This is a genomic window from Agromyces cucurbitae, assembly GCF_058349945.1.
In genome coordinates this window covers 810783-829093 of the sequence record NZ_JBYRES010000001.1, presented here as the reverse complement: position 1 = coordinate 829093, position 18311 = coordinate 810783, and the positions used below count along the sequence as shown (strand labels likewise).

Sequence of the window (18311 nt, the reverse complement as noted above, 5' to 3'; positions counted from 1 at the left end):
CCGGATCACAGGGAGGCCGCGACCCACCAGCCGATGATGAAGAGCCCCATCGCGATGAAGACCAGGCCGATGACCATGAAGACGGTACGGCTCGGGGCGCGCGCCGCCGCGCGGCCGGGGCGCGACTGCCGCTCCGCCGCGATCGTCTCGGCGAGCCACCGGCGACGGGCGACGAGCGCGACACCGGCGACAAGGGCGAGCACCGCCCACGCGAGGGCGAAGACCAGGCCGATTTGCACCACGTCAGCCTAGCCGCGAGCGGTGCACTCGGCCGCCCGTCGGGGTGCGAACACACCCCGGCGGGCGGCCCGAGACGGCACCGCCCCGATCGGGCAACCCCCTGTGGGGGCATCGTCCGACTTGATAGCGTCGGCCTCGACGCACCTTGGAGCGGACCGCGTTCCGGCGTGCGCCCCGGCGCGTGAGAGGAGCGGGCGATGGCCAGGGTGATCATGCAGGCCGTGGTGTCGGTCGACGGCTACATCGCCGCTCCCGACGACTCGGTGGGGCCGCTGTTCGACTGGTACGAGAACGGCGACGTGCCGGTGCACGCCAACGACCAGTGGACGTTCCACGTGAGCCGCGCGTCCGCGGAGTACGTCCAGCCCTTCTGGGACGCCATCAGGGTCACGGTGATCGGCCGCCACCTGTTCGACACGACCGACGGCTGGGCCGGAGTGCCCGCGGCGGGCGACGAGCTCGTCGTCGTCACCCATCGCCCGCTGCCGTCGGAGTGGATCGAGCGGTTCCCCGATGCACCGTTCCGCACGGCCGACTCCGTCGAGGCCGCGATCGCGACCGCCAAGGAGCTCGCGGGTGACGGGCTCGTCTGCGTCACGGCGGGCGATGTCGGCGGACAGGCGTTCTCGGCGGGACTCGTCGACGAGGTGGCGATGGACGTCGCCCCGGTCGTCCTCGGCGAGGGCGTGCGATTCTTCGGCAGCGGCACCGACACCGTGCTGCTCGACGATCCCGACGTCATCGTGCAGGGCGACCGCGTGCTCCACCTGCACTACACGGTCAGCCGCTGAGTCGGGCCCGTCGCCGATGGACGGGGCGTCCGTCCACTCTCGCCCCAGCCGCGAGATTCCGGCGTGAGTCGCAGAATTGCGTCCGGAGCTGTCCGATCGCGACGGTTGCGTTCGTTGCGTGAGTGAGCGGCTGCCAAAGGGGCGACCGCAGTATCGCCATCGGCTGAACGCACAACGCACCTGAGGAGAGGATCATGACGGTCACCTACACGTGGGACGTCTTTTCCAGCATCGACGGCTTCGGCACCGCCACCGGCGACTGGACGGGCTACTGGGGCAAGCAGGGCCCGGAGCTGCTCGAGCGTCGCCGTGCCCTGTATGGCATTCCCCAGCGCATGGTTCTCGGGGCCGACACGTATCGGGCGTTCGTGGGGCTGCTGGCGTCGACCTCCGACGAGTCGGTGCACGACCCGTGGGTGACCCGCATGGTGCACCTGCCGGCGATCGTCGTGTCGAGCAGCCTGCATGGACCGCTCGACTGGCCGGATGCAACCATCGTGAGCGGCGACGCCGTCGACGTCGTCGCCCGTCTCAAGGAAGAATCCGACGTACCGCTGCGGTCGCACGGCAGCCTGTCACTGAACCGGGCGTTGATGGCCGCCGGTCTCGTCGATCGGGTCCAGGTGACGTTCTTCCCCGTGATCACCGGTCGGACCGGAACAGAACCGATCTTCGCGGGCGCGGCCGACTTCGACCTCGAGCTGCTCGAGAGCACGCTGCTCGATGGCCGCACCCAGGAGCTCGTCTACCGGCCCGCCCTGCATGTCTCGCACGCGTAAGCCGGCTCGACCGGCGTTCAACCGGGAATCCGGTTCGACCCGGACCCCGCGTGGCTCACGCGCCCTGTTTCGCGCGTTTCGGCCGACGCGCGAGATTCGTCTTGCCGACGAGCGGCTGCACGTCGACGCCGACGCTCGTGGGCTGATCGGGCTCCGTCGCGATCGGTGAGGTGTCGAGGTTCTCGGCGACGAGCTCGACGCCGCCGGTGGAGTTCGCCGACCGCATCAGGTCGTTGATCCACGCGCGGTTCAACTCCGGGCGATCGGGGACGTCGAACACGAATCTCAGGGGCAGGGCGGGGTTCATCCAGATGGTGGAGCGCCCGCGTGGCTGATCATCGGGATGCTTCCAAGACATGGTGAAGCTCTCGCCGCGCCGCAGTTTCGTGATGAGTGCCACCTTGAGGTGGGCCAGCGCGCGATCCTCGATCCCGATCGGGGTCTGCGAATCGCCGTAATAGAGAGTTCCCATTTCCTGACGCTACGCCGATCGCATCGGCGTGCCCCGAACGGGGGACGAATGGACCTTGATGAGAACGCGCCGTGGCTCGGACGGCCGACACGCCACCCACCCGTGGCGACGACCTGCCCGAGAGACGCGAAAGGCCCGGCACTTCCGCAGAAGACCGGGCCGATGGTAGCGAGGGCGGGACTCGAACCCGCGACACCACGGAGACGACGGGGTCTTACTCGAGCCTTCTGCTCGCGATCCGGAAATCTCGGATCCTCTCGGGCTGGCCCGGGATTCCTTGCGAGTACGGATGCTACGGAGGCGACTTTACTCGGAACAGCTGGGAGCCATCGGAGTGAGCTCGGATCGATATTCGTTGAATAACCGTGCGCGCATCATGTCGCTCTTCGAAGGGGTGGCAACCGCCACCCCTTCGAAGAGTTCAGGTTCATCGTGACCAGCGCTGCGCTTCCTGCAACTCGTCGTATACGACCTTGCGTCGCCCGTTCATCTCCTACTTGGCGTTCCAGTAGGCGCAGTTGTGGTGGTCTTCGAACTCCGCGCTCATGCTGGGGCCACCGTCTGCGATCGGGACGATCTCGAGCACTTCGCGGTTCTCGGCGAATCGCGTCCATTCGGGACCGTCGGATACCGACGGGTCGCCGGTGGTTGCGAACTCCGACCACATTCCGACCATCAGCTCGGCGAGCGCACGTTGATCGGCGTCCAACGGCCGTTGGGCGGCCGCGTAGTTGAAGAGGTATTGAAGCTCTGTGGTGTGTGTCGCTCCGAGCTCGAGAGAGGACGGCGGGAACGGATCGCCGAGGTTTCGCCATCCCGGTGTCGTTCGGTCCGCGAACTCGTAGAAGAACACGTCCTGACCGGCCAGGTCGAACGCATCAGCGGTCGACACGGAGGGACATGCGAACATGAGATCTCCGCGGAGCCACCCCGCTGCGAAGACCGGGTCGGGGCCCGCATCCGCCGGGTAGAGGTCGAGGACCTCGGGCGCGTCCGCCCCGAACTCATCGGCTACCCGGGCTTCGTACTCCGCCGGGTCCAGCGGGTAGTTCGCAGCTTCGAACCCGATCCACTCATCCCGAGTGACACCGATGACGACCGGCACATCCGCGAGCTCTCCCGCCGCTGCGGCGGCCAGTGGCTCTCGCGGCTGGTCGAGCCCGCCTGCGACGGGGTGGGCGAAGAGGAACCCCGACGACGACGCGACGATCGTCGCCGCGCTCAGATTGCGGAGGCAACGCATGTCGGCCGGGTCGCATCCCCAGGACTTCGCGATGGCCGCGGTGTCCATCGAACCTTCGGGTCCCTTGCACCCGCTCGATTGGATGACGGCCTTCTGGAAGAGTCCCTTCGCGGTGGGAGAAGCGAGCTGAAAGCAGACTGACCAACCACCGGCTGACTCACCGACGATCGTGACGTTGCCCGGGTCTCCCCCGAAGTCCGCGATGTTGTCCTGAACCCAGCGCAGAGCCTGTTGCTGGTCGAGCATCCCCCAGTTGCCTTGGGCGCCGAACTCACCTTCCTCAGACGTGCCAGGGGTGCCGAAGAACCCGAAATACCCCACGCGGAAGGCCGGGATGACGACGAGCGAGTCACCCGTCGAGGCGAAATCGCGTCCATCGTAGATGTTCGGGGTCCCACCGACATGACCGCCGCCATGGAGGAATACGATCACCGGAAGCTTCTCGGATTTCGGCTGGGCAGGCGTGTACACGTTGAGGTAGAGGCAGTTCTCGCTGAGCGAGCCGTCGGAGTCGCCGCCCGTAGCCTGGGGGCAGTCGGGCCCGGGCTTGGTTGCATCGAGTGTGCCTTGCCAAGGATCGGGCGCTTCGGGAGCACGCCACCGGAGGTCGCCGACCGGCGGCTTCGCATAGGGGATGCCGAGGAACTCGTTCGTGGTGGGCGTGGCAGCCCCGATCAGTTCGCCTTGCGGAATCTCGAGCGCCGGAGCTGGAGCGGCCGAGCTGCCTGCGTCTTCGATGGGAGCGTCGGATCCGACTGTGCAGCCGGTCAACGCAAGCACGAGGGCGGCAGCAGTGGCGAAGATCGCTGTCATTCGGTGTTTCGTCGGTGGCGTCATTGCCATCTTCCTTTCATGTTCTGTCTTGGACGATGCGGGTCGGCATCCGGCCCGACGCGCTCAGCCCGGCTGACCGATCCGCTGCGCGAGTTCCTTGCGGTCGGACTCGGCGATGAAGGCGGCACGGACGCTGTCGGCGTCGAGCTGACGCAGCTGTGCTCGGTCGAAGCCCAGGGCATCGCTGAGCAGATCTCGCTCACGCGACAGCGGCGAGCCGGTTTGGCGCGGGTTGTCGTCGCCGAGGACCAGGCTCACGCCCGCGTCGCTGAAGAGCCGAGCAGGATGAGCATGCAGCGACGGGATGGCGCCGGTGTACACGTTCGACGAAGGGCACACCTCGACGAAGATCCCCTCCTCCGCGACCCGCTCGAGCGCGAGCGGGTTCTCGACGATGTGCGCGCCATGACCGATTCGGCTGACGCCGAACAGGTCCACCGCGTCGAGAGCGGCCTGCGCGGGTGCGGCCTCTGCGGCGTGACAGGTCAAGCCGAGACCGGCGCTGCGGGCGATCGCGAATGCCTCGACGTACGGCTCCAGGTTCGGGTAGCGCAGCTCGTCTCCGGCGAGGTCGAAGCCGACGACGCCGCGGCCGGCGAATCGGGCAGCCGCCAGGGCCACCTGCTCATTGAGCTCGGCCTCGTGAAGTCGCAACGCGGCCACGACCACACCGGCACGCATCCCGCTGATCTCGGTGCCCTGGTCGACTCCTTCGCATACGGCCGCGATCACCTCGTCGAGCGGAAGGTGAGGCTTGACGTGGGTTGCCGGACCGAAGCGCAGCTCGAGGTAATCCTGTCCATCGGCGGCGGCGTCCTCCACTGCTTCTCGGGCGATCCGGACGAGGGCCTCGTAGTCCGAGAAGAAGGGATACGTCGAGGAGACCTTCTCGAGGTACACCGTGAGGTCGGCTGGAGCCTCGAGCTGCAGCGCCTCCTCCCAGTCGCGGTCGGCGCCAGCAAGGCCCAGCTCGCGGGACAGCTCCACCGCGGTCTGCGGACGCACGCGGCCTTCGAGGTGGGTGTGCAGGTTGATCAGCATGCTGCTGCCTCCTTCGGAGACGCCGCCGATGCGGTCGTCAGCATGTCGATCAGGTGCGGGCCGAGGGGCCGATCGGTGTCGAGCACGACGCGAGTGCGGGCTCCTGAGTGATCCACGCTCCGCAGCCTCTGGTTGCGCAGGTCGACGATGAGCTGCCCCCGGCCGGGACCGCTGGTCGTGTCGACGATGACGGGCACCCGCGGTGCCAGCGTCGGGGTGATCCCACCCGCGGCGATGGCGGCGGCCAGCGGGTCGTGAAGCGCACAGCTTCGCACTCCGTACAGCGGCAGGTAGAAGTCGAAGTAGTGGTCGAGCATCTGACCGAGCGCTCGGGCGATGGGCGAGGCGGCGGCCAACAACCGGGCGCGGTCATCCTCGTCGAGTGTGTTCTCCAGTGTGACGTCCAGAGGAACGATCGTGACGTCCCAGTCTGCCGCGAAGACCTCTGCGGCCGCCTCCGGATCGTTCCAGACGTTCGCCTCCGCGACCGCAGTCACATTCCCCGGTACGAGGGCGGCGCCACCCATCGCCGTCAGCGCACGCACCCGCGATGGGAGGGTGGGGTCCCGGCGCAATGCGAGGGCGATGTTCGTCAGCGGGCCGACCGTGACGATGTGCAACCGACCGTCGTACTGCCGCGAGAGGTCGAGGAGCAGATCCACGGCGGATTCCGACGGCTCCTCGACCGCGGATCGTGGAAGCTCGACGTTGCCGACGCCGTTCTCACCGTGGATCTCGGGCACGCCCCCATCGAACGGCTTCGCCAGGTGATCCCGCGCGCCGAGACCGACGCGGACGTGCTCCTCCCCCAGCATCGCGAGGAGGTCGAGCGAATTGCGCGCGGCTTGTTCGGCGCTGGTGTTGCCGCTCACGGTTCCCACTCCCACCAGGCGCACGTCGGGGGAGGTCGCGAGGTACGAGAGCGCGAGCGCGTCGTCGATGCCGGTGTCGCAGTCGAGGTAGATCGGCGACCGGTCATCGATCGGGATGGTGTTGGTCATGGTCCGCTCAGATCTTCTGGCCGGGGCGCCGGGCGATCAGCAGGCTCGTGAGCAGGGCGAGTGCAACGATCCCGGCCGATATCCAGAGCGCGAGAGTGAATCCGCCCAGGGTCATCTGCGTGACGAACGGAGCGACGACGCCGATACCGAGGCCCGCGCCGATGCCGAACGCGGCACCATTGAGGCCGGGCAGCGCGCCGGGGGCATCCTCCGGTGACATCAGCACCCCCAGACCATTGATAGTGGTGAGCACGAGGCCGTTGTAGGTGACACCGAGGATCGCGATCGCTGCAATCACCACACCTCTGTTCTGCGGAAGCAGTGCGATGAGCGAGACCGCGCCCAGACTCAGGACGAGCCCGACACGCAAGATCAGGATCCATCCGACTTTGCCGGCGAGCCACCCCGAGAACGGCGCCGCAACGACACCGATGAGCGCGGCCGGGACCAGGAACAACGCCGCAGCCGTGGCCGCGTCCAGGCCGAATCCGATCTCGGGAGTCTGGCTGAGCACCACGACGGTGAAGTTGATCACGGCGAAGACGCTGGAGAGGGTGAGCACCGTGGTGGCGAGAACGGGCCAGATGTGGCGGGACTTCAGATGGTGCACCGCGATCAGCGGTGAGCGACGGCGCTTCTCGACGAACCAGAACACCACGAACGATGCCAGCGCGCCGGCGAGGTAGAGGAGCGTGATGGGCGCCACCCAGCCTGCGCTGCCGCCCTGGGACACGAAGTAAGTGATGCAGATCAGGCCGACCGAGAGGGCAGCAGCCCCCATCCAGTCCATCTTTCCGGTTGTCACAGCCGGCCCGTCCTTGGGTACGGTCAGCCTCACGCAGAAGATCGCCAAGATGCCGACGCTGAGGATGACGACGAAGATGGACCGGAAACCGTAGTTCTCCACGAGCAGCCCACCGACGTAACCGTCGACGCCGCCGACTCCTCCGTTCACGGCAGTGATGATGCCGAGCGTGGTGCCGAACACCTTCGCGCTCAGCGACTCACTGAGAATGATGTACGCCAGCTGGAACGCGGCACTCGATGCGCCCTGGAGTGCGCGGCCGATCAGCAGGATCGGCAGGTTCGGCGCGAAGATGCACAGGAGGGTGCCGACGGTGAGAATCCCGAGCACGAGCAGCAGCGCCTTGCGGCGGCCGATGTAGTCGCTCCAACGGGACAGGACGATGCCGCCGATCGCGCCGGCGAGGAAGAACAGCGACGAAACTTGCGAGACCTCGCCCACACCGACACCCAGCTCGGTCGCCATGTGCGGGATTGCCGGGGTGAGCATGCTCGCGTTCAACTGATACGAGAGCACCCCGAGAATCAAGGTCGCGACGAGGGCGACCGCGCGCCCGCCCCGCACGAGTGTGAGCTCGGCGCCCGGTTCTGTGCGGATCGCCGTGGTGGGGCCATGTGCATCCAAGAGAGACTCCTTCGTCCGAATGAGGGATGACTGGTATGAAGTTATACCTCTCGGGTAGAACTTATGCAAGACTGGAGTTTGACATCATGGTTTGGCCGACATTCGAGCGAAGGAGCACGGCGTGACCACCATTGATCAGTTCCTCGAACAACGGCTGACCACTCCGGTCGGCCAACCGCTTCGGGTTGCCGTCTACTCCCGGCTTGCGGAAGGGATCCGCGCGAACGTCTTCCCGCTCGGGCAGGTGCTTCCGCGTGAGACCGAACTCGCGATCTCCCTCGGGGTGAGTAGAACCGTCGTTCGAGAAGCGCTCATGCTCCTCGAGGAAGACGGTTTGATCGTGACCCGTCGAGGGGTCGGAAGATTCGTCGCCGACAAGCTGCCGCACATCGGGCTGGAGGAACTGCGCCCTCTCGAGAAGACCCTGGACACGGCTGATCGATCCGTCGCCGTCCGCCAACTCGAGTTCACGATCCAGCCGACGACGGACTTCATCTCCAACAACTTGGCGCTCGATTCCGCCGCGAACACCTGGTTCCGCGAAGCGGTCGTCTCGGTGGATGACACCCCCGTCGCGATCGCACAGGAGCACTTTCCTGCGGGACGGTACCTGAGCGACATCCACCCCGGCATCGCTGACGCACTCGAGACGCTCGCCGCCGAGCCCAAGTCGCTCCTCGCCGCCGTCACCGACCGATTCGGGCCGATTCTCGGCGGCGGGGTCTGCACCGTCGCCGCCAATGTGGCCGGATCCACCCGCGCCGGCCACCTGCGCGTGAAGCCCGCAACGCCGGTCCTCGTCCTCACCCAGACGGCCGCGTACAACGGCATCCCGATCTACCTGGCGAAGTACATCGTGTCGTCAGAGTTCGGGAGCCTCTCCATCGTTCAATCCAGCACCACCTGAAAGGCCGCTGCAGATGACCTCCACTCCCCTGCCCCGCGTCGCTGTCGTCGGCAGCATCAACCTCGACATCACGGGATATGTCGACCGGCTGCCCACTCCCGGAGAAACCGTCGCCGGGGGGACGCTGAGTCGGGACATCGGAGGAAAGGGCGCCAACCAGGCGGTCGCGGCTGCCAGGCTCGGCGCAGACGTCAGGATGATCGGCGCGGTCGGCGACGACCCCGACGGGGTGTGGATGCGGGAGCGGATCGCGGCCGCAGGTGTGGATGTCGCGGGCATCCAGGTCGCCCCCACCCTCAGCGGGACCGCACTCATCGTGGTCGACGAGAACGCGGAGAACCAAATCGCGGTCTGCCAGGGCGCGAACGCGTACGTGAACATCAACGGTGCGACCTTCGACGAGGACGAGGTGATTCTCGCCCAGCTCGAGATCTCCCTCGATGTCGTCGAGCAGATCGCCGCAAACACCGCCAACTACTTGGCGGTCAACGCGGCGCCCGCTCAACGACTCACCACCGAACTCTTGAACCGCGTCGACCTGTTCATCGTGAATGAGACCGAGTACCAGCTGATGCCAGAGCTCAGTTCGGCGCCGCTCGTCGCGGTCACGTACGGCGCCAACGGTGCTGCGCTACTCAAGTACGGAATCGAGACTGCGCGCGTTGGCGGCGTCAGTACCATCGCCGTCAACACCGTCGGAGCCGGCGACTCATTCTGCGCCGCCCTCGTGCTCGCCCTCCGGTCCGGCGCTGACGACATCGCGGCGCTGAATATCGCCTGCTCAGTCGGCGCCGCCGCGGTCTCCCATCCGTCCTCGCAACCCCCCTTCAACCACCTGGCCTATTACGCGAGTCGGTAGGCATACGTTCTGGTGGACGCGAGCCGGCAATCTGTAGGCGCATATCGGCGATACCAAAAATAGAGGCGCGTCGTCCGCGCACTGAGGCAGGATCTCTTGTACAACGCCCCCAGCTGCATGGCCGTGATCAACCACCTACGTCCGCCACGGAGCTGGACGGCCCGAGCTGCGGACCACGATGCGCCAAGCCGCGTGGCGCTTCCAACCACATCGATTATCGTGAACGCACCCGTTGGCATGGAGCCGTGTGGGAGGGAGAGGAAGCAGGCACCTCCCACACGGCTCCATGCCAACGGACGCGCGGAGTCGGCCGCACCCGTCGGCCGGGTGGCTCGGCGCTACCTGTGCCCTGGTGAAGTCGGCGTCGACATCGATCGCGATTGCTTGCCGAAGCTGACTACGTGAGCGCGCCGAGCGCGTACCAGTCGATGGCCGTTCCGCCGAGCACCTCCTCCTGTTCGTTTGCAGACAGGTCTGCCACGAGCCGCTCGTTCGTGTCCCAGACGGCGGCGTATTCGCCACGAAGCAGGCACACCGGCCAGTCGGAGCCGGCCATTGTCCGGTGCGGTCCGAACGCCGAGAGCACGTGGTGCGCATACGGCTCGAGATCGCCGACCGTGCAGTCCGGCGCGGCCTCCGTCAACAGCCCTGAAAGCTTGCAGGCAACGTTCTGGGCCTCGGCGAGCTGGCTGACCAAAGAAGCCCAAGGTTCCATCGCGCCCGCTGCAATCGGCGGCTTGCCGAGGTGGTCGAGTACGAACCGGCCGCTTGGCGTACATCGGACCGCCTCATTCGCGGCCTCGAGCTGGTTGGGACGGACGAGCAGATCAAAGACCAACCCCGCGTCGGCGACGGCACGCAGCCCGTTCAGCACAGCGGGGCGGGTGAGCCAGTGAGGATCGGACTCGCCTTGCACCTGGTGTCGGAGTCCGACAAGGCGCTCGCCGCCCGGCGACTCTCGCAACTCCGCAATCCGGTCCTCCACATCCCCAGCGGTGAGGTCAACCCAACCGACGACCCCTCGAATGTGTGCGTGTATTTCGCCGAGCGCCAGCAGTTCGGATGTCTCCGGTGCGACATTGATCGTCTCGACGAGTACTGTGCCGTCCACGCCTGCAGCGACGAGTTGAGGTGCAAGCTCCTCCGACGCAAACGTGCGGTTCAGGGGAGGGAGGCCTTCGGTCCACCCCTGGGGTCGGACCTCGAGGTCCCACACATGCTGGTGCGCGTCAATCCGTTCAGTCAAGGTGAAAGACCTCCTCCATCGGGGCCCACCACTCATCAGGCCCTGCCCCCTCGACAGGGTGTTGGCACGGCCCTGTGAGCTCCCACCATGCTCTCGTCTGGTCGTCTTCGGCCATCGCCGCCATGTCGGCGTCGTGGTCATGGCCCAAGTACTCGTAGTAGGCGAAGAGCAAGCCGTCGCGGAGGAAGATCGTGTAGTTCCGGATACCGCTGCACCGGATTTGTTGCAGGACTTCGGGCCACACTGCGGCGTGCAGGCGCCGGTATTCGACTTCCTGCTCTGTTCGGAGTTGTATGACGGATCCGTACCTCGCCGGCCCTGTATGAGTGTCTGTGCGACGCACGTTCACGGAATCAGCCGTTCAGTTCGAAGCGCAGCCCACAGCTCTGCTGGGACCTCGGAAGCCGCACGCTTGATGTTCTCGCTGACGGAGCTGGCACGGGCAGAGCCGAACACCACGGTCCGCACGGCCGGATGGCGGAGCGGGTAGTGGATCGCCGCTGTCGGGAGTTCCACCCCGTACGCTCGACAGGTCGCCGCAAGTCGATGGGCTCGGTCGAGAACCCGTTGTGGCACGGTGCCGTAGTCGTAGTGGGCCGAGGCGAGGGGCTCGTTCGACGCGAGTAGGCCCGAATTGTATGGGGCGGCGGCCACCACCCCGACGCCACGCGCCTCGCACAACGGAAGCAGATCCGCGAGGGCGGATTGCTCGAGGAGGGTGTAGCGGCCGGCGATCATCACGAGATCCAGATCGCCCTCGCGGACCGCCCGGGCAGCGGCATCGGCGTCGTTCGTGCCGATCCCGATCGCGCCGACGAGGCCCTCGTCACGAAGGCGTTCCAGCGCTGGAAGGCCTTCCGCAAGACCGCGGTCGAGGTCGTAGATGTCCGGGTCATGCAGATACGCGATGTCAATGCGATCCAAGCCGAGCCGTTCGAGGGACTGCATGATGCTCCGGCGGATACCGGCCTCGCTGGGATCGAAACGCCGCACGAGGTCGTCGGGAACGTCGAAGCCGTGGCGGAGGTCATCGCCGCCGATGAAGGCGGGATTCGGTTCGAGCACGCGACCGACCTTCGTCGAGACGATCGCCCCATTCCGGGGCCGTTCGCGCAGGAAAGCGCCCAGGCGACGTTCGGACAATCCAAGCCCGTAGTGGGGCGCGGTATCGAAATAGCGGATTCCGCCGTCCCAGGCGGCTTCGAGCGCGGCGAAGGCGTCCTCATCCGAAACCGACCGATAGAGATTGCCGATCGGCGCAGCGCCGAAGCCAAGGGGGCCGAGGAGCTCGGCACTGGTGACGTCGCCGACGCCGGTCATGCCATCACCCCCGCGTGCGCACCCGACCATGCGTGAGAACGCACCGAGCTCGGCAGCATTTCGGTGCCAGCACCCGGCGCAGTCGGGGCAATGAACCGCCCGCGCACGACCTTGGCCGGAACAGCGAAGTGTTCGTGGAGGTGGTCCGCGTACTCGATCATGCGCCCGTCCAAAGTCCCCGAAACGGCGACGTAATCGAACATCGACAGGTGCTGCACAGCCTCGCACAGACCGAGCCCGCCAGCGTGCGGGCAGACGGGAACCCCGAACTTGGCAGCAAGCAGGAGGTTGGCGAGGTTTTCGTTCACCCCTCCCACGCGGGTGTAGTCGATCTGCATCACGCCAAGGGCCCCCGCCTGCAGAAGCTGCTTGAACATGACCCGATTCTGCGCATGCTCGCCCGTGGCGACGCGAACTGGCGCGATGGCTTTCGCGATAGCGGCGTGGCCGAGGACGTCGTCAGGACTCGTTGGTTCCTCGATCCAAGCGGGCCGGAACAGCACGAGCGCGTCCGCCCAGGCAATCGCCTCCCCGATGTCCCATCGCTGGTTCGCATCGATTGCGATCGGAAAGTCCGGACCAACCGCTCGGCGGGCGATCCCGAGCCTGCGGATGTCCTCGTCGAGGTCGGCACCGACTTTGAGTTTGATCTGCGAGAATCCGTCCGCTGCCGCTTCGCGGCACAACCGATCGAGCTTCTCGTCCGAGTAGCCGAGCCATCCGGGCGTCGTCGTGTACGCGGGGTAGCCGACTTCCAAGAGCCAAGTCGTGCGCTCGGCTCGGCCCGGCTCCGCGGCCCGCAGGATGGCGAGGGCCTCGTCGGGGGTCATCGCGTCGGTAAGGTATCGGAAGTCGACCAGCGCGACGAGTTCCTCCGGGGTGAGACTGGCGAGATGCATCCAGAGCGGCTGGCCAGCACGCTTCGCACGGAGATCCCAGAGTGCGTTCAACACGGCGCCGATCGCCATGTGCATCACGCCCTTTTCGGGCCCAAGCCAGCGGAGCTGCGAATCGTGCATTAACATGCGCGACGCGGCCCCCATGTCTGCAAGCAGTTCCTCGACGTCGCGTCCCAGCAAGTGGCCGCGCAGGGCGTCGATTGCTGCGACCTGGACCTCATTTCCGCGACCGATGGTGAACACGAATGCGTGTCCCTCCAGCCCGTCGGCGGCGTCGGTACGGATGACGACGTACGCAGCCGAGTAGTCCGGGTCCGGGTTCATTGCATCCGAGCCATCGAGCTCATTCGACGTCGGGAAGCGGATGTCCCATGTGTCGACACTGACGATCGTGCTCAAAGCGGTCCTTATTCGCGGAAGTTGAACTCTGGTTAGGTCGGGCGATTCGCCGTGCATCGAGAGCGGGGCGGATGTCAGGACGCAGACGCAAGCTGCTCGAGGCCGGCCGGCCAGCCATCGATATCCCATGCAGCCTCGTAGCCGATCCCGGGGCCCTCGGGTGCCCGAACAAGACCGTCCGCACCGACCTCGCGGGGGCGCACGACCGGGTTCGAGCCGACGAGGGCCTCGTAGTACGTCGTGTTCGGGATCGACATGCAGAGATGAGTGTTCGGAAGCCCACCGCCGTGCACCTCGGCGCGCATGAGATACGACTCGGCAAGATGCGCTGTGCGCAGAGATCCAGTGATTCCCCCACGAAACGTGACGCCCGTTCGCACCAGTCTCGCGCTCCCGTTCTGGATGAAGTCGGCCGTATTCATGTGAGCGCCTTCAGCGACCTCCGCGACGAGCAGTGGGATCTCGACGCTCTCCGAGAGCAGTTGGTACGCGGTAAGGCTGTGTTCGCGCATCGGCTCCTCGTACCAGAGGTAGTCCGCGTCGGCGAGGACACGTCCAATCCGGATGGCGTCAAGCAGGTCGTAACCGGCGGACCCGTCGAACATGAGCGGCACGTCGTCGCCGACGTGTTCGCGCAGGCGGGCAATCAGGTCGATGTCGCGCCGGGCGTCGCCCCAGACGTGCAGCTTGATCGCCGGAAAGCCGAGTTCCAGACACTGATCGGCCACATCGAGGTACTCCTCGACCGATTCGAACGTCACGGTCGAGGCATAGGCCGGAATGGCATACCGGTATGACCCGATGAGCTCGTGCAGAGGCAGCCCGGCAGCCTTGCCCGCGAGATCCCAGAGTGCGACATCGACGAGCCCGATGGCGTAGTTCGGGAAGGTCTCGATGCGGTGCAGGTCCCAGAGCCGCTGCCACAGCCATTCGCGGCGGAGAGCGTCGTGGCCGAGGAGCTCGGGACGAAGCCGGCGGTCGACGAGTTCCGCGAGCATCGTCCCCCTGTTGGTGTAGGCGTAGCCGGCGTGGCCGGTGTCCGTCTGGACTACGAGCCAGCCACCGGTGTGCGCGCCCTCCGAGCCGGGGAGCCCGTCCCTCCAGCGGAACGCGGGTTCGACAGCGGGGTTGTGCGTGAGGACGACGTCAACACTGACGATGCGCATAGATGTGTTCACTCCTTACGAAGCCAGCGGGGTCGGCCGCACGGGCTGGATGACAGAGATAAGAGATGTTGGGATTCAGGTCGGAAACTTCGTACACGATTGCTTCCATCGTCATGACGCAGACAGGGAGGTGTCAAGGTTGACGTCGCTGCAAACATGAAGACCGGGAAACGCCGTCGGATCGTGTCGATGACGATCGCCGAGGGGCCCACTCAGCGCTGGCTGCACCCGCCAACGCGCTCCGTATCGGTCAGCCCTAGGTCGCTCGGTCAGTCTGAGTGTCAGCTCTTGACTGACCCTGCGAGAACGCCTCGCACGAGAAACTTCGAGGATGCCACGAACACGATGAGGATCGGGACAGCCACCAGCAACCCCGCGAGAGCGATTTCAGGTTGACGGATCGGCAGAATGCTTGCGCCCATGCCTGGGTTGAGTGCCGGTGTCGCGCTGAACAGGACGCCGAGGCCGACCGGCAGGGTGAGCACCTCCCCCGAGTTCACCAAGACGTAGGGCAAGAAGTAGTTCACCCAGGCGGCAGTGAAGCTGAAGAAGGCGAGCATACCGATCAGGCCCTTCGCCAGCGGCAGCGCAACCCGGGTGAATGTGCCGAACTCGCTGCAGCCGTCGATCCGAGCAGCCTCATACAGTTCCTTCGGGATCGAGGTCGCGAAGTAGATGTAGGCCAGGAAGGTTCCGAACGGAAAGAACGAGCTTGTCAGGATGATCGCCCACGGCGTGTTGTAGATCCCGATCGCCGTCACTTCAATGAACAGCGGCATTACCAGCGCTACCGGCGGAACGATCATTGCAACGAGCGTCGTGATGAGGATGGTCCGACGGAACGGGATCGGCGCGGTGGCAAGCGCGTATCCGGCCAGCACCGCGGTCGTGCAGGAGATCCCCACGATGGAAGCCGTGTACCAGATCGAGTTCCAGAGCCACAGCAGGAGGCGACCGTCCTGGAAGAGCATGAGGTTCTGCCACGCGATCCCGTATTGCTCGAACGAGCCGAATGCGAACGGGCTGAGGCCGGTGAGGTCTGCTGCTGACTTCGACGGGGCGAGCACCAGCCAGATCATGGGTACGACGCTCACGATGCCGAACGAGATGAGCGCGACCCATACGGCCCCGCGGCCGGCAAGTCCAGCCGCGCTTCGGCGACGGGTGCGTGTGAGCGAAGTTGGCCGGCTCAACGGCGGCTGCAAGCCCCGCTCGACTTCCGTTCTCGTGGTGGTGGTCATGATTTCCTCACTCCGGCCTCTTCGAAGAAGTCCGTTCGGAAGACGACAATCAGGGCGGCAATGAGGCACACAAGGAGCAGGAGGAGAGACAGTGCGCTCGCGGCGCCGAGGTTCGCTGATTTGAACGCGAACGAGTATGCGAGCTGGTTGAGTGACCAGTCATCGGCGAGACCCGGGTAGACCGTGGAGGAGATGAGGAACGGTTCCACGAAGATCTGCAACCCTGCTGCGAATGTCAGGATCGCCATGTAGATCAAGTACTTCTTGATCAGCGGAAGTTTGATCTGCAGACCGATTTGCGGCGTACTCGCACCATCGATGGTTGCAGCCTCGAGGATGTCGTCGGGGATCGACTGGAGCGACCCGTACTGGACGATGATCCAGTTGCCGGCGCCGGTGAAGAACGCCATCAGCACGAAGATGGCGGTGAGGTTGCCGGCGTTCCAGATCTGGGTGCCCTCGGTGATGCCGAGGGCACGGAGGGCATCGCCGTATGGACTGTAGGTCGGCTCGAGCATGAAGTACCAGACCAAGATCGATACCGAGCCCGAGATCGCTGCCGGAACGATGTAGGCCGCCCGAAGCGGCACCGTCCAGCGGGAACGAACGGTGTCCAGCAGCAGTGACATGAGCGCGACCATGCCCACCATGATCGGAACGTAGATCAGGAGGAAGACGCCGACGTTGGCCACCGCTGGGAGGAACCGGAAGTCCTGGAGCACAAGGGCGTAGTTGCCGAGTCCGCCGGACGGGTTGGCCAGGGAGGGCCTGAACGATGTGACTACGGCAAGGATGACTGGGACGATTCCGAAGGCGATCATCAGGATGAGGTAGGGAGTCGCCATCAGGAACCCGGAGGCGGCCCCGAGCCGCTTGATGCGAGTCCGCGCCATTGCCGACCGCTCCTTTCTGGAAGGGCGTCCTCCGGTCGGCGGTAGGTACCGGCCGGAGGACGCGTCATTTACTCGAGGACGGTGTACCCGGAACCCGGGGCGAGCTGGATCAACGACTCCTGGAACTTTCGAATCGCCTCAGCGACCGGCGTGCCGGCGTTCAACTCGGTCTGGAGCACGGAGTTGACCTGGCCGGAGATGTCGAAACGAACTGGGTGCTCTGTCGTGTTGATACGGCTGGCCTGCTCGATCATCGCCGGGACAGGATCGGCCGCGTAATACGGGTCGTCGCTGACGCGCGCTGCCCATGCCTCGTAGGCGGGCTTGGAGCCCGGGAAGGTGACCGAGTCCTTCGCGATGTCTGGTGCAGTGGCCATGTACACGGCGGCGGCTGCAGCTGCCTCGGGGAATTCGGCGTGCGATGAGACGGCCCAAATGCCGCCGCCCCACTCGCCGGAGTAGTTCACGTCAGCGCCGTCCCAAGTCGGCATCGGTGCCGCCGTCATGTGCCCAGCAGGGATCGCCCACGAGCTCTCCGGACGGATGACGAACTCGCCGAACCAAGACGGGCCGAACGACATCGCGACCTTGCCTGCCTGCGCGATGTCGGCGAGGAAGCCCGCGTCGAACGACGAGCGCGTGTCGAGGACGCCGGCGTCGACAAGCGGCTGGACGAGCTCGGCGACGCGCTTGCACTCTTTGGCATCGGGGTCGATCAGCACCTCATTGGGAGCGGTCACCGACGACATCGGACAGCCGCTCGGCCAAAGGTAGCTGGCGTAGAAGTTCGCATCCCCGATTGCCCCGGCGACGTAGCCGGTGCCCTTGAGCTTCATCGCTTCGGCCGCGAACTCATCCATCGTCGTCGGGACGGTGAGGCCCAACTGGTCGAAGACGGTTGTGTCGTACCAGAGCACGCTCTGCGCAAGATCGTTCTTGAGGCAGTACATCTTGCCGTCGATCAGGCACCAGTCGTTCGCACCCTCGTAATCGTCGAAGACCTTCTGATCCACGAGATCCGTGAGATCCGCGGCATAGCCGTTGCTCGGATCGGCCCAGGCAGCGATGTCATTCGGCGCGCCGGCGAACACCACATCCGGCCACCCGCTGCCGGTCGTGTTGAAGAGGGAGATTTTCGTCTGGAGCTCGGTCGTGTCGACGACCTCGACCGTGACATCCACCTCACCCTTCACTGACTCCGCATACGCCTTCGCGGCCGGCTCGCGCACGGAGTCGACCCAGACGAGGACCTCTGGAGTTCCGCTCGCCTGTGTGGCGCTGTCTCCGCCGCAGGCACTCAATCCAAAGACTGAGGCCGCCACGAGCGGGACCGCAAGCAGCTTCTTCATTGAAACGCTTCCTTTCGTTGCTGTGTGCTGGAACGTTGTGCTTTGTGTCGGAAGGTGATCCATCGCTCCACGTGTCGTGAACCAGGTTCAGGCTAGAAACTTCGTACACGATCCTGTTATCGTCGGCAGAACGCGCGGAGGAGTCAAGGGCGCAGCCCCGGCAAACACGAAGAGTGGCGAACGCAGGCCCGATCGTGCAAGA

General features: G+C 65.7%; 18 protein-coding genes. 4 read left to right on the top strand and 14 right to left on the bottom strand.

Annotation, left to right across the window (positions count from 1 at the left end):
* Nucleotides 1-5: 5 nt before the first annotated feature.
* A complete protein-coding gene (locus AC3RJ6_RS03970; protein ID WP_491425570.1) occupies nucleotides 6-239 on the bottom strand; it encodes a hypothetical protein in 234 nt (77 codons plus the stop codon).
* 198 nt (nucleotides 240-437) lie between these two features.
* Between AC3RJ6_RS03970 and AC3RJ6_RS03965 the strand changes: the two genes are divergently transcribed.
* Both AC3RJ6_RS03965 and AC3RJ6_RS03960 read left to right on the top strand, forming a co-directional pair.
* A complete protein-coding gene (locus AC3RJ6_RS03965; RefSeq protein WP_491425569.1) occupies nucleotides 438-1031 on the top strand; it encodes a dihydrofolate reductase family protein in 594 nt (197 codons plus the stop codon).
* Nucleotides 1032-1225: 194 nt separating this feature from the next.
* Nucleotides 1226-1810 carry a dihydrofolate reductase family protein gene (locus AC3RJ6_RS03960; protein WP_491425568.1) on the top strand — a complete coding sequence of 195 codons (585 nt, stop codon included), beginning with the start codon at nucleotides 1226-1228 and terminating at the stop codon, nucleotides 1808-1810.
* A gap of 55 nt (nucleotides 1811-1865) precedes the next feature.
* Here AC3RJ6_RS03960 and AC3RJ6_RS03955 read toward each other — a convergent pair whose 3' ends face one another.
* The 5 genes from AC3RJ6_RS03955 to AC3RJ6_RS03935 all read right to left on the bottom strand — a co-directional run bounded on the left by AC3RJ6_RS03955 (nucleotide 1866) and on the right by AC3RJ6_RS03935 (nucleotide 7830).
* Nucleotides 1866-2282, bottom strand: a complete 417-nt coding sequence (locus AC3RJ6_RS03955; RefSeq protein WP_491425567.1) for a DUF7882 family protein — start codon at nucleotides 2280-2282, stop codon at nucleotides 1866-1868.
* 493 nt (nucleotides 2283-2775) lie between these two features.
* Nucleotides 2776-4362 (bottom strand): carboxylesterase/lipase family protein, encoded by a 1587-nt coding sequence (locus AC3RJ6_RS03950; RefSeq protein ID WP_491425566.1) that lies wholly within the window; start codon nucleotides 4360-4362, stop codon nucleotides 2776-2778.
* Between the two features lie 60 nt (nucleotides 4363-4422).
* Entirely contained in the window at nucleotides 4423-5400 is a 978-nt protein-coding gene (add, locus tag AC3RJ6_RS03945; protein WP_491425565.1) for an adenosine deaminase, read from the bottom strand.
* Nucleotides 5394-6401: a nucleoside hydrolase gene (locus AC3RJ6_RS03940; RefSeq protein WP_491425564.1), complete on the bottom strand. Its 1008-nt coding sequence runs from the start codon at nucleotides 6399-6401 to the stop codon at nucleotides 5394-5396. Before AC3RJ6_RS03940 ends, add begins: the two co-directional genes overlap by 7 nt.
* 7 nt (nucleotides 6402-6408) lie before the next feature.
* A complete protein-coding gene (locus AC3RJ6_RS03935; RefSeq protein ID WP_491425563.1) occupies nucleotides 6409-7830 on the bottom strand; it encodes an MFS transporter in 1422 nt (473 codons plus the stop codon).
* Between the two features lie 121 nt (nucleotides 7831-7951).
* Here AC3RJ6_RS03935 and AC3RJ6_RS03930 point away from each other — a divergent pair, with 121 nt between their 5' ends.
* Both AC3RJ6_RS03930 and AC3RJ6_RS03925 read left to right on the top strand, forming a co-directional pair.
* The gene (locus AC3RJ6_RS03930; protein ID WP_491425562.1) at nucleotides 7952-8737 is read left to right on the top strand and encodes a GntR family transcriptional regulator; all 786 of its coding nucleotides are present in this window, start codon (nucleotides 7952-7954) and stop codon (nucleotides 8735-8737) included.
* A gap of 13 nt (nucleotides 8738-8750) precedes the next feature.
* Nucleotides 8751-9596: a ribokinase gene (locus tag AC3RJ6_RS03925; protein ID WP_491425561.1), complete on the top strand. Its 846-nt coding sequence runs from the start codon at nucleotides 8751-8753 to the stop codon at nucleotides 9594-9596.
* 397 nt (nucleotides 9597-9993) lie between these two features.
* Here AC3RJ6_RS03925 and AC3RJ6_RS03920 read toward each other — a convergent pair whose 3' ends face one another.
* The 8 genes from AC3RJ6_RS03920 to AC3RJ6_RS03885 form a co-directional block, all read right to left on the bottom strand.
* The gene (locus AC3RJ6_RS03920; RefSeq protein WP_491425560.1) at nucleotides 9994-10878 is read right to left on the bottom strand and encodes an amidohydrolase family protein; all 885 of its coding nucleotides are present in this window, start codon (nucleotides 10876-10878) and stop codon (nucleotides 9994-9996) included.
* Nucleotides 10835-11191: an L-rhamnose mutarotase gene (locus AC3RJ6_RS03915; RefSeq protein WP_491425559.1), complete on the bottom strand. Its 357-nt coding sequence runs from the start codon at nucleotides 11189-11191 to the stop codon at nucleotides 10835-10837. The genes AC3RJ6_RS03920 and AC3RJ6_RS03915 overlap by 44 nt, the downstream gene beginning before the upstream one ends.
* Complete coding sequence (locus AC3RJ6_RS03910; protein ID WP_491425558.1) at nucleotides 11188-12162, bottom strand: aldo/keto reductase; 975 nt, start codon at nucleotides 12160-12162, stop codon at nucleotides 11188-11190. The genes AC3RJ6_RS03915 and AC3RJ6_RS03910 overlap by 4 nt, the downstream gene beginning before the upstream one ends.
* On the bottom strand, nucleotides 12159-13460 hold the full coding sequence (locus AC3RJ6_RS03905) for an enolase C-terminal domain-like protein (RefSeq protein ID WP_491425557.1): 1302 nt from the start codon (nucleotides 13458-13460) through the stop codon (nucleotides 12159-12161). Before AC3RJ6_RS03905 ends, AC3RJ6_RS03910 begins: the two co-directional genes overlap by 4 nt.
* A 74-nt stretch (nucleotides 13461-13534) precedes the next feature.
* Entirely contained in the window at nucleotides 13535-14626 is a 1092-nt protein-coding gene (locus tag AC3RJ6_RS03900; protein ID WP_491425556.1) for an enolase C-terminal domain-like protein, read from the bottom strand.
* Nucleotides 14627-14907: 281 nt separating this feature from the next.
* The gene (locus AC3RJ6_RS03895) at nucleotides 14908-15867 is read right to left on the bottom strand and encodes a carbohydrate ABC transporter permease (RefSeq protein ID WP_491425555.1); all 960 of its coding nucleotides are present in this window, start codon (nucleotides 15865-15867) and stop codon (nucleotides 14908-14910) included.
* Complete coding sequence (locus AC3RJ6_RS03890) at nucleotides 15864-16760, bottom strand: carbohydrate ABC transporter permease (RefSeq protein ID WP_491425554.1); 897 nt, start codon at nucleotides 16758-16760, stop codon at nucleotides 15864-15866. The genes AC3RJ6_RS03895 and AC3RJ6_RS03890 overlap by 4 nt, the downstream gene beginning before the upstream one ends.
* A gap of 68 nt (nucleotides 16761-16828) precedes the next feature.
* A complete protein-coding gene (locus AC3RJ6_RS03885) occupies nucleotides 16829-18109 on the bottom strand; it encodes an ABC transporter substrate-binding protein (RefSeq protein WP_491425553.1) in 1281 nt (426 codons plus the stop codon).
* Nucleotides 18110-18311: the final 202 nt, after the last annotated feature.